This window comes from Rudaea sp. (genome assembly GCF_036560865.1).
GTDB lineage: Bacteria > Pseudomonadota > Gammaproteobacteria > Xanthomonadales > Rhodanobacteraceae > Rudaea.
In genome coordinates this window covers 1-9,728 of sequence record NZ_DATBQK010000033.1, presented here as the reverse complement: position 1 = coordinate 9,728, position 9,728 = coordinate 1, and the positions used below count along the sequence as shown (strand labels likewise).

The 9,728-nt window shown below is 61.5% G+C and carries 11 protein-coding genes and 1 tRNA gene; 2 read left to right on the top strand and 10 right to left on the bottom strand.

All coding sequences use genetic code 11. The annotated features are described in order from the left end of the window. Positions 1-165: 165 nt before the first annotated feature. From VIE67_RS04105 to rplM, 3 genes are all read right to left on the bottom strand, one after another. Positions 166-239, bottom strand: a tRNA-Gln gene (locus tag VIE67_RS04105). Between the two features lie 85 nt (positions 240-324). After that, entirely contained in the window at positions 325-720 is a 396-nt protein-coding gene (rpsI, locus tag VIE67_RS04100; RefSeq protein ID WP_332023540.1) for a 30S ribosomal protein S9, read from the bottom strand. Positions 721-728: 8 nt separating this feature from the next. After that, positions 729-1,163, bottom strand: coding sequence for a 50S ribosomal protein L13 (gene rplM / locus VIE67_RS04095; protein WP_332023538.1), 435 nt, complete (start codon positions 1,161-1,163; stop codon positions 729-731). Between the two features lie 199 nt (positions 1,164-1,362). Here rplM and coq7 point away from each other — a divergent pair, with 199 nt between their 5' ends. Further along, positions 1,363-2,007, top strand: coding sequence for a 2-polyprenyl-3-methyl-6-methoxy-1,4-benzoquinone monooxygenase (gene coq7, locus VIE67_RS04090; protein ID WP_332023537.1), 645 nt, complete (start codon positions 1,363-1,365; stop codon positions 2,005-2,007). 209 nt (positions 2,008-2,216) lie between these two features. On the opposite strand, the gene VIE67_RS04085 is transcribed toward coq7, so the two are convergent. Then, entirely contained in the window at positions 2,217-4,280 is a 2,064-nt protein-coding gene (locus VIE67_RS04085; RefSeq protein WP_332023535.1) for a M13 family metallopeptidase, read from the bottom strand. A gap of 163 nt (positions 4,281-4,443) precedes the next feature. After that, a complete protein-coding gene (gene speD / locus VIE67_RS04080) occupies positions 4,444-5,235 on the bottom strand; it encodes an adenosylmethionine decarboxylase (RefSeq protein WP_332023533.1) in 792 nt (263 codons plus the stop codon). 318 nt (positions 5,236-5,553) lie between these two features. On the opposite strand from speD, the gene crp reads away from it, so the two are divergent. Next, complete coding sequence (crp, locus tag VIE67_RS04075) at positions 5,554-6,279, top strand: cAMP-activated global transcriptional regulator CRP (RefSeq protein ID WP_332023531.1); 726 nt, start codon at positions 5,554-5,556, stop codon at positions 6,277-6,279. A gap of 202 nt (positions 6,280-6,481) precedes the next feature. Here the strand turns inward: crp and VIE67_RS04070 are convergent, their stop codons facing one another. The 5 genes from VIE67_RS04070 to VIE67_RS04050 all read right to left on the bottom strand — a co-directional run. Then, the gene (locus VIE67_RS04070; RefSeq protein ID WP_332023529.1) at positions 6,482-7,174 is read right to left on the bottom strand and encodes a haloacid dehalogenase-like hydrolase; all 693 of its coding nucleotides are present in this window, start codon (positions 7,172-7,174) and stop codon (positions 6,482-6,484) included. Next, complete coding sequence (trpC, locus tag VIE67_RS04065; protein ID WP_332023527.1) at positions 7,164-7,961, bottom strand: indole-3-glycerol phosphate synthase TrpC; 798 nt, start codon at positions 7,959-7,961, stop codon at positions 7,164-7,166. Before trpC ends, VIE67_RS04070 begins: the two co-directional genes overlap by 11 nt. A 264-nt stretch (positions 7,962-8,225) precedes the next feature. Beyond that, positions 8,226-8,561: an antibiotic biosynthesis monooxygenase family protein gene (locus VIE67_RS04060; RefSeq protein WP_332023525.1), complete on the bottom strand. Its 336-nt coding sequence runs from the start codon at positions 8,559-8,561 to the stop codon at positions 8,226-8,228. Further along, on the bottom strand, positions 8,558-9,598 hold the full coding sequence (gene trpD, locus VIE67_RS04055) for an anthranilate phosphoribosyltransferase (protein WP_332023523.1): 1,041 nt from the start codon (positions 9,596-9,598) through the stop codon (positions 8,558-8,560). Before trpD ends, VIE67_RS04060 begins: the two co-directional genes overlap by 4 nt. Positions 9,599-9,601: 3 nt before the next feature. Next, positions 9,602-9,728 (bottom strand): glutamine amidotransferase-related protein (locus VIE67_RS04050; protein WP_414707273.1); only part of this gene is annotated, 127 nt, incomplete at its 5' end.

Below are 9,728 nucleotides of genomic sequence, written 5' to 3'. Positions count from 1 at the left end.
ATTGCTCGCCCATCCATGGGGCTCGCCCTCCGCTTTCGCTCCGGGCCAGCTCCACTTCGTTGCGCTGTCCAAATTCGCTCCCGGCGAATTTGTCGAACCCGGGGGTTCGCATCAAGTCCCCAGTCAGAAAAGCAAACGGCCCCGCGTGGGGGCCGTTTGCTTTTCTGGCTGGGAGACTAGGATTCGAGCCTAGATAAACGGAGTCAGAGTCCGTTGTCCTACCGTTAGACGATCTCCCAATACGGATGAATCGTTCTCTCTGACTTCGCGACGATCCAACTGGGAACAGCACGCCGCGGGTGAGCGCGGCGGCTTGAAACGAGATTAGCGCTTCGAGAACTGCGTGGCGCGGCGGGCTTTGTGCAGGCCCACTTTTTTGCGCTCGACTTCACGCGCGTCGCGGGTCATGAAACCGGCTTTGCGCAGCGGCGACTTCAGCGTTTCGTCGTGCTCGACGAGAGCGCGCGAAATGCCCAGGCGGATCGCGCCGGCCTGACCGGTGTTGCCGCCGCCTTCGACGGTGACAAGGATGTCGAACTTGTCGGTCGTCTGCGTAAGTTCAAGCGGCTGGCGCACGATCATGCGCGAGGTCTCGCGGCCGAAGAACTGGTCGAGCGGCTTGTCGTTGACCATGATCGAACCCTTGCCCGGGCGCAGGAACACGCGCGCGGTGGAGGATTTGCGACGGCCGGTACCGTAATTCTGAGTTGTCGTAGGCATGTGTGTATTTATACTTCTAATGACTTTGGCTGTTGTGCGGTATGAGGATGGTCCGGGCCTTTGTAGACCTTGAGCTTGCGATACATCGCACGGCCCAGCGGATTCTTCGGCAGCATGCCCTTGACCGCGAATTCGATCACGCGCTCGGGATGCTTGGCCAGCAGGTCTTTCAGCGCAATCGACTTGAGGTTGCCGATGTGGCCGGTGTGATGGTGGTACATCTTGTCATCGAGCTTGTTGCCGGTGACCGCGATCTTTTCCGCGTTGATCACGACGAGATAATCGCCAGTGTCCGCGTGCGGGGTGTAGACCGGCTTGTGCTTGCCGCGCAGACGGCGGGCGAGTTCGGTGGCAAGACGACCCAGCGTCTTGTTGCTCGCGTCGACAATGTACCAGTCGCGCTTGACCGTCTCAGCGTTGGCGCTGACCGTTGTAGTTTTCATGGCTTAAAACCTGTGCCCGCTGTGGGCGGTAAGTATTGGAGCGTGAAGCGAAGAACTGCGAATTTTAGCGGAGAGACCATGGCGGCGCAAGCCTAGGCTGGGAATCTGACAGTCAGGCAAGGCCCGGAATTGCTTCCACTGACAGCCAAAATGCCGCAAACGCATTGCATTGCACGCCTTCGGCCGGGAAAATCAGGGCATGTTCAGCCGCCAAACCTCACTGCCCGACCGCATCCTGAGCGAAATCGAACGTGCGTTCGGCACCGCGCTGGGCAGCGCTCCGCAAGCCCTGCGCCCCTCGCCTGCGGCCGGCATTGCCGAAGCCGATCTGGACGCCGACGCGCGCCGCCATGCGGCCGGCCTGATGCGGGTCAATCATACCGGCGAGGTGTGCGCGCAGGCGTTGTATTCCGGCCAGGCGGCGGTCGCGCGTCACGCGGACACGCGCGCGCAACTGCTCGAGGCCGCTGCCGAGGAAACCGATCATCTGGCCTGGTGCGGCGAGCGTCTGGACGCGTTGCATAGCCGGCCCAGTCTGCTCAATCCGTTGTGGTACGCGGGCAGTTTTGCGCTCGGCGCAGCGGCGGCGCTGGCCAGCGATCGCGTCAGCTTGGGCTTCGTGGTCGAAACCGAGCGCCAGGTCGAAGCGCATCTGGGTGAACACCTGGAAAAACTTCCTGCCGGCGATGCCGCGAGTCGTGCGGTGGTCGCGCAGATGAAGGACGATGAGGCGCGCCACGGCAAACTGGCACAAGCCGCCGGCGGCATCGATCTGCCGGCGCCGATTCCGACGTTGATGCGCTTCGCGAGCAATGTGATGAAGGCGGTCGCTTACCGCATTTAAGTCCTCCCCTTCAAGGGGAGGGTTGGGTGGGGATGGTGTTGGCATTACCTGCGCAAGCCCCCCCATCCGCCTTCGGCACCTTCCCCCGCAAGCGGGGGAAAGGAAAGACGCGCGTTCAACACTACGCCCACTACATCCTCACGTGTCCTAAAAAAAAACAAAGCCGGCATTGCGCCGGCCTTGTAATCGAGTTTTTTTGGACTATTGCCTTACCAAATGATCACGCGCTTTTCCGGCGCGACATACATCTTGTCGCCTTCCTTGACGTCGAACGCGGCGAAGTAGCCGGGCTGATTGGCGAGCGCGCCGATCACGCGATCGACCGGGATCGAGTGCGGGTCGGACTTGATCAGTTCAATCGCGAACTTGTCGCGCAGCTTGGCCTGGAACGCCTGGGCGAAGCCAATGTAGAAGCGCTGGTCACCGCTGAAACCGTCCAGGGTCGGCGCGGGTTTGCCGTCGAGCGAGATCTGATACGCCTTGTAGGCGATCGCCGCGCCCGAATTGTCGGCGATGTTTTCGCCGAGGGTCAGCTCGCCATTCAAGTGATAGCCCGGTACCGGCTCGAGCGCGTTGTATTCGGCAACGAGCGCCTGGGTCTTGGCCTTGAATTTGTCGTGGTCGTCCTTGATCCACCAGTCGCGCAGGTTGCCGTCGCCGTCGTACTGCGCGCCCTGATCGTCGAAGCCGTGGCTGATTTCATGGCCGATGACCGTGCCGATACCGCCGTAATTTATGGCATCGTCGGCCTTGGCATCGAAGAACGGCGGCTGCAGGATTGCGGCCGGAAACACGATTTCGTTCAACTCAGGATTGTAGTAGGCGTTGACCGTCTGCGGCGTCAAACCCCATTCCGCACGATCCACCGGCTTGCCGAGCTTGTTGATGTTGCGCTGATACTCGAACGCATTGGCGCGCATCACGTTGCCGATCAGGTCGTCCTTCTTGATCTGCAGCGACGAGTAGTCGCGCCACTTGTCGGGGTAGCCGATCTTCGGCATGAACTTGGCAAGTTTTTCCTGCGCGGCTTTCTTCGTCTCCGAACTCATCCAGTCGAGCGTGTCGATGCTCTGTTTGTAAGCCGCGAGCAGGTTCTTGACCAGTTGATCCATGCGCGCCTTGGATGCCGGCGGGAAGAATTGGGCGACGTAGAGTTTGCCAACCGCCTCGCCGATGGCGTTCTCGACCAGCGACGTGCCGCGTTTCCAGCGCGGCTGATCCTGCGGCACGCCGCGCAACTCGGTGCCGTAAAACGCGAAGCGCGTGTCGACAAAGTCCTTGCTCAGGAAACGCGCGTAACCGCGCAACAGCTGCCAGCGGAAATAAGTCTTGAGCGTGGGCAGCGGCGTGCTGGCGATGATCTTGTCCAAGCCGGTGATGTAGCTCGGCTGGCTGACGATCAGGTAATCGACCTTGCCGTCGATATCGCCCGCGGCGAGATAACTCTTCCAGTCGTAACCCGGCGCGAGCTTGGCCAGGTCGGCGATCGGTTCCTTGTTGTAGGCCTTGATCGGATCGCGCAGCTGCACCTTGGTCCACTGCACCTTGGCCAAGCTGGTTTCCAGCGCCATGACGGCTTTCGCGCTGGCCGCCGCATTCTTGTCGCCGGCCATGCCGAGCATCTTCTCGATGAACTTGGCATAGGCTTCGCGAATCTGTTTGAGCTTGGCGTCGTTTTCCAGATAGTAGTCGCGATCGGGCAGGCCCAGACCGTCCTGGCCGATATCGACCACATACTTGGTCGAATCCTTGTTGTCCTGATGCACGACCACGCTGAACGGTGCGGTCGCACCGATCTGGGTGAAGTGCGCAATCAGCGCCGGAATCTCTTTCTTGTCCTTGATCGCGTCGATGCGGGCAAAGTCGGGCTCAAGCGGCTTCAGGCCCAGCGTTTCGAGCGCGGGCTCGTCCATGAAGCTGGCGTACAGATCGGCGATCTTGGCCTTTTCGGCATCGCCGGCAGAATTCTTGGCCGCGTCTTCGATGATCGTGCGGATGTTCGCCTTGGCATCGTCGTCGAGCTTGACGAAGGATCCGGTCATCGGCTTGTCTTCAGGCATCGGCACCGTGTCGAGCCAGTGTCCGTTGACATAACGGTAGAAATCGTCCTGTGGCCGCACGGACGTATCCATGTTTTCCTTGATCACGCCGGAGGTCAGAACCGGCGCCGGCGCTGGCGCCGCGGCGGGCACCTGTGCGGCCTGCGGCGGCTGTTGACTGGAGCAAGCAGCGATCAGGCTGGCACAGGCCAGCGATAACAGGGTGCGTTTCATGGGTGTCCTCGATCGAGTCGGCGTTGTGCGTAACGCGCGAGTCTAGTTAATGCGCGAAGGGTGCGCATAGGCCATTGGTAACTGCGGTGGGAAAGTCAGCGGCTAGCGGTCAGCGGAAAGAGCCGGCTCGGCGAATGGGCGCAATGCTTTTCCCGCTCACCGCTCAGGTCAGGTTGCGCCCGTGGAACAATTCTTCGATTTCGCGCTTGAGCACGGCCTCGATGCGCTGGCGATCCTTGAACGACAGGTCCTCGGCGTGCGCCTCGAACAGATAGGTGTCGAGGTCGAAATCCTTCACATGCATCTTCGTGTGGAAGATGTTTTCCTGGTACACGTTGACGTCGAACATCTCGTATTTCTGGCGGATGTGCTTGGCCAGATATTCCTGGATCGAATTGATGCGGTGGTCGATGTAGTGCTTCTTGCCCTTCACGTCGCGGGTGAAACCGCGCACGCGGTAATCCATCGTCACGATATCCGACTCGAAACTGTCGATCAGATAATTCAACGCCTTCAACGGCGAAATCACGCCGCAGGTGGCCACGTCGATGTCCGCACGGAACGTCGCGATGCCGTTGTGCGGATGCGTTTCCGGATAGGTATGGACGGTGATATGGCTCTTGTCCAGATGCGCGACCACGGCATCGGAAATGAGATCGCGGCCGGCGTCGCGCTTGTCGATCACCGGTTCCTCGGAAATCAGGATCGTCACGCTCGCGCCCTGCGGATCGTAGTCCTGGCGCGCGATGTTGAGGATGTTCGCGCCGATGATCTCGGCCACGTCAGTGAGGATCTTGGTCAGCCGGTCCGAGTCGTAGGTATCGTCGATGTACTCGATATAGCGATCGCGCTGCTCGGAGGTCACCGCGTAGCAGATGTCGTAGATATTGAAGCTGAGCGCCTTGGTCAGGTTGTTGAAACCCTGCAGTTTCAGGCGCGGAAGAGGTTTGACCACGATGGATTTCCTACAAAGGCACCGCCAGGCACCGACGGTAAAGCGCGCGAATTATGGAACAAGTTGCCTGCTGGGGGAACCATGCGCCGGCGCATGTTCGTGCCGGAGGCCGGCGCAGTGCGGTTTGGACGTCCATCTGACGCAGCCGACGGCCGCCCGACCGGTTCTCGAAGGCGCACGGCTCACTACGACTTGATATGAAAGATTTGTTGCGGCCTGTCGTTTCCCTGCTTTTTTCGTCTAAGATGCGGTGCGGCCGACTGGGGGGCTGTGTCGACGTCGGTAGCGCAACACCACAGGGGAGGCGAACAGCCATCCATGAGCAAACTGTCTGAAAGATCGAGTGCGTCTCAACCTTTGCGCTATACCCTGCAAAAAGCGATCGCGCGCGTGCAGACACCCAGCTCTCTGGTCCTCGATCAGGCGACCTTGAACAGGTTCCTCGAGTACTGTCATCTGCGCCACTACCCGCGCAAGACCGTCATCATCCGGCCGGGCGATCTGGCGAACATCCTGTATTTCATCATCGAAGGTTCGGTGACGGTGTCGTCGGAGGACGAGGAAGGGCGCGAACTGATCCTGGCGTATATCAACGCCGGCGAGTTCATCGGCGAAATGGGTCTGTTCGTGGAAACGCCGCAGCGCGAAGTCATGGTGCGCACGCGCACTTCCTGCGATCTGGCCGAGATCAGCTACGACCGCCTGTTCCAGTTGGCCGAAGGTTCGTTGCGCGAAGACCTGCCGAAAATCCTGTTCGCGATCGGCACGCAACTCACCAATCGTGTGCTCAATACCTCGCGCAAGGTCAGCCGCCTCGCCTTCATGGACGTGACCAGCCGCGTCGCCAAGACGCTGATCGATCTGACCGCCGAGCCCGATGCGATGTCGCATCCCAAAGGTATACAAATTCGCATCTCGCGCCAGGAAATCAGCCGCATCGTCGGCTGTTCGCGCGAAATGGTCGGACGCGTGCTCAAGCAACTCGAAATCCAGGGGATGATTTCGGTGTCGGGCAAGAATATGGTGGTGTTCGACTCGCGCTGAAGCTTTGCATTCCGGCGAAAGCCGGACTGCGAAGGCAGGATGCCGAAGTGAACATTCGCGCAGCGAATGGCCCGCAGGGCACGCGGCAGGAGCCGCGTGTAATCCAAAGTCTTTTCGTTGGCCCGGTGAAGAGCAAAGACGCTGGATGACCAGCTTCGCTGTTGTAACGCGTCTCCGGCTTTCGCCGGAATGACGAGCACGGCTATTGCCACTCGACGATCGAAAGCCGCCCCTTCAAACGCGGCGACACACGCGCAAGCATCTGCCGGTTCGGGTTGACGAGAAACGCCGAGCGCGCGGCCGCGAGGATCGGCAGATCGGTCAGCGAATCGCTGTAGGCGACATCCCAGGGCGGGCGCACGCCGCGCCGCCCAAGCTGGTGCGCTTTTTCCACACCGACATTGCGCGCCGCGACGCGCACACCGAAACGCCCCTCGGCGAGTCGGGATGCGACCAGTTCGATCTGGCCCAGTCCCAGCTCGTCGAGAATGGTGCGCGCCAGGGTTTCCTCGCAGCCACTAACCACGATCACGCGCGCACCTGCATGCCGATGCGCATTCAGTGCGGCAAGTCCCTGGCGCGAGAAATGGCGTGCGTCGCGCGCGAGCGTGCGGCCGAAATCCTGTGCGAGCGTGCGGTAGCGCGAGAGGGTAAATCCGAGCAGCGCGAGGCGCACGATAAAGCGCACCGCGCCGCTGCGCGTGCGCCGCAGCCAGAGGAACGGCAGAGTAACTAACAATAACGGCGACGCCAGCGCGACACGCCACCATGCACGCGCGCAGTGATGGCGCATCAGCGCGGTGAAGGCGTCGCCCTTGAACAGCACTCCGTCGAAATCGAACAACACCACGGGCTGCGCGCCGGCCGTTTTTGCGCGCGTCGAATCAACCGTCATCGCTGAACAATCGATGCAGTTCCGCGCCCGGATCGTCCGCGCGCATAAAGGTTTCGCCGACCAGGAACGCGTTCACTCCCGCGCCGCGCAGACGCGCGACATCGGCACGGGTGCCGATACCGCTTTCCGTTACCAGCAAGCGATCCGCGGGCACTTGTCGGCGCAGTTGCAGGGTGGTGTCGAGCGTCGTTTCGAACGTGCGCAGGTTGCGGTTGTTGATGCCGATCAGGTGCGCCGATGTGGCGAGCGCGCGTTCGAGCTCCTCGCCATCGTGTACTTCCATGAGCACATCCAGATCGAGCTCGTGCGCGAGCGCGGACAGTTCCAGCAGACTCGCATCGCCCAGCGCCGCAACGATCAGCAGGACTGCGTCGGCGCCAAGCACGCGCGCTTCGTAAACCTGGTAAGGATCGATAGTGAAATCCTTGCGCAACACCGGCAGCGCGCAGGCCGCGCGCGCCTGCAGCAGATAGGCATCGGCTCCCTGAAAAAAATCGACGTCGGTCAGCACCGACAGGCAGGCCGCACCACCGGCCGCGTAGCTGTGCGCGATTTGTGCCGGGTCAAAATCTGCGCGGATCACGCCGCGGCTCGGACTGGCTTTTTTTACTTCCGCGATCACGCCGGCGTGACCGGCGGCGATCTTCGCATCGAGCGCGGCGATGAATCCGCGCGACGGCGGCATATCGGCCACGCGCGCGGAAAGCTCGGCCAGGCCGATGCGCGCGCTGCGTTCGCGGATTTCCTCAGCCTTGCGCGCGAGAATTTTTTTCAGGATATCGGACACTTAAGCGGTGAGCGGTGAGCGGTGAGCGGTGAGCGGAAGATACTAGTGTAATGCTTCATAAATATTGGTACCTGCTGCTCCCGGGGTTGCACCCTTCCGGCTGCCGCCACCTTCCCCCGCAAGCGGAGGAAGGGTCCCACATTGCTGCTTTTAGCTTTCCCTTCCCCTGCGAAGCGGGGGAAGGTGCCGAAGGCGGAAGGGGGGTGCTTTTGTTCCGCATGTCCAAAATAAGTTCCAAACAGAATGAGCACTACACTAGCAGCCTCAAGGGCCGTAGTACGCACGCTCGACTTTCGCGACACGCACTTCGAAATGCTCGTACCACTCGCGCTTGCCGCGCGCGCGCGTTGCCGCGTGCTCGGCGTGGTTGCGCCAGCGCAGGATGTTTTCCTCGCTGTCGAAGTAGGCCACGGTGATGCCGAAGCCGTTCGTGTCGCGCGCGCTTTCCACTCCAAGATACCCCGGCTGCTGCACGACCAGCTCGAACATGCGCTCGGCGGCGGCCGCGTAGTCGGCCTCGCCCTTGCCGTTGCGCTGAGAGGAGAAGATCACCGCGTAGTACGGTGGTTTCGGGGTTTTCGCAAATCCAAGGCCGCTCATGTTTGTACCCCACGCAGGCGCTGCGTCGTGGCGATGAATTGATCGAGCTTGGCGCGCGCTGCGCCGCTCGCAAGCGACGCGCGTGCGAGCGCGAGGCCGCTCGCGATCGAGTCGGCGACGTTCGCGGCATATAACGCGGCGGCGGAGTTGAACAGCACGATATCTCGCGCCGCACCGGGCCGATTCTCCAGCGCTTCGAGTATCCGCTGCCTGGATTGTGCGGGACCATCCACGCGCAAGCTGGCGCTTTCGGCGAGCGTAAAACCGAATGTTCCCGGCTCGATTTCATATTCCCTGACCACGCCGTCGCGCAGCTCGCCGACCAGGGTCGGGCCGGCCAGCGAGATTTCGTCCATGCCGTCCTTGCCCCACACCACCATCGCGTTGCCCGCGCCGAGACGTTGCAGAACGCGCACTTGTATACCGACCAGATCGGGATGGAACACGCCCAGCAGGATATTCGGCGCACCCGCGGGATTGGTCAGCGGCCCGAGAATATTGAACAGCGTTCGCACGCCCATTTCGCGGCGCACCGGCGCGACTGCCTTCATCGCCGGATGATGATTGGGCGCGAACATGAAACCGATCCCGGTCTCGTCCAGGCACGCGGCGACCTGTGCCGGCGTCAGATCGATCACCACGCCGAACGCTTCGAGCACGTCGGCGCTACCGGACTTGGACGACACCCCGCGATTGCCGTGCTTGGCCACATGCGCGCCCGCCGCCGCGACGACGAACATCGATGCGGTGGAAATATTGAATGTGTTCGCGCTGTCGCCGCCGGTGCCGACGATATCAAGAAAGTGTGGATAGGCCGGCGTCTGCACCTTGGCCGCCATTTCGCGCATCACGCTCGCCGCCGCGGCGATTTCGCCGACGGTCTCTTTCTTCACGCGCAAGCCGGCCAGAATCGCGCCGACCATCGTCGGCGATACTTCGCCGCGCATGATCTGGCGCATCAGATTGACCATCTCATCGTGAAAAATCTCGCGATGTTCGATCGTGCGCTGCAGCGCCTGTTGCGGAGTGATCGACATCACTCAAGCCGCCAATGCGGGCGCATGCAGAAAATTGCGCAACTGCGCGTGGCCGTGCTCGGTCATGATCGACTCGGGATGGAACTGCACGCCTTCGATCGGCAGCGTCCTGTGGCGCAGGCCCATGATC